Annotated in this window: 1 pseudogene; it reads left to right on the top strand. The window is 57.6% G+C overall.

The features are described from left to right. A pseudogene (locus tag RCCGE510_RS32495) lies at nucleotides 1-1046 on the top strand (type II DNA modification enzyme); the annotation flags it as partial.

Below are 1046 nucleotides of genomic sequence, written 5' to 3'. Positions count from 1 at the left end.
CCAGATTTCGAGCCGTCACCGCGTTATTGGGTAGCCGAAGAAGAACTCATCTTGCGGGCCGCCCGTGTGCCAACCGCATTGAAAAGTGCCGTGCGAAAGGGTGACGCTAATACTGCACTCAAGGCGATCGTCACCTGGATAGCAGGAGCTGTTCCCGCCCTTGATGGGAGACCAACACGTGAGGCCGACATTTTTCGACTTCTCGATCGGGCACAGGACTGGCGCGCCGCGCTCAAAGCGTCACCCGAACGCTTCCTGCTCGATCCCAAGACGGTCGCCGCCGGTGCGGAGGTGCAACGCGAGACGCCGCTGACGAAAGCAGATCTCGTTCTCATCGGCGAAGGGCCGAAAGACGTGCTGTCCCTTGCCGAATTACTGATTGCAGCAAAGCAACCCCGTTGGCTCATGGGATGGCGGGACATCTGCCGAGCGACAGACGAGCGGACGGTGATCGCCAGCGTGTTTCCGAAAGTAGCTGTGGGTCACACGATCCGCGTTATGTATTTGGACGTTTCCGCAAGCCTCGCTGCAGCGTTCGTTGGGAATTTATCGTCCTTAGCTCTCGACTATGTTGGCAGACAAACAGTTAGCGGAACTCATCTAACAGTCGAGACATTGAAGCAGTTTCCTATTCTTCCACCTTCGATATTCTCAGATGCCGACCTCAGCTTCGTACGCCCGCGCGTTCTGGAGCTAACGTACACGAGCCAAGCCATGAAACCTTGGGCTGAGGACCTGGGGTATTTGGGCCGGCCTTTCGCCTGGGATGAAGATCGCCGCGCGCGGCTGCGTGCCGAGTTGGATGTCTTCTTCGCTCGAAAATATGGCTTGACCCAAGAAGAGCTGCGATACGTCCTCGATCCTGCCAAAGTAAGGGGCGCGGACTATCCGTCCGAAACCTTCCGCGTTTTGAAGGATAAAGAAACCCGCCTCTACGGCGAATACCGCACCGAACGTTTGGTGCTCGATGCCTGGAAACGGACAGAAGCCGATGCAACACCGGCCTCGCTTCCAGCTTCCGTTACGCTGCCGTCCCCCGCAGACCT

The organism is Rhizobium sp. CCGE 510 (assembly GCF_000292525.1).
In the GTDB taxonomy this organism is placed as follows: Bacteria; Pseudomonadota; Alphaproteobacteria; order Rhizobiales; family Rhizobiaceae; genus Rhizobium.
This window is presented reverse-complemented; position numbering and strand designations above follow the sequence as displayed.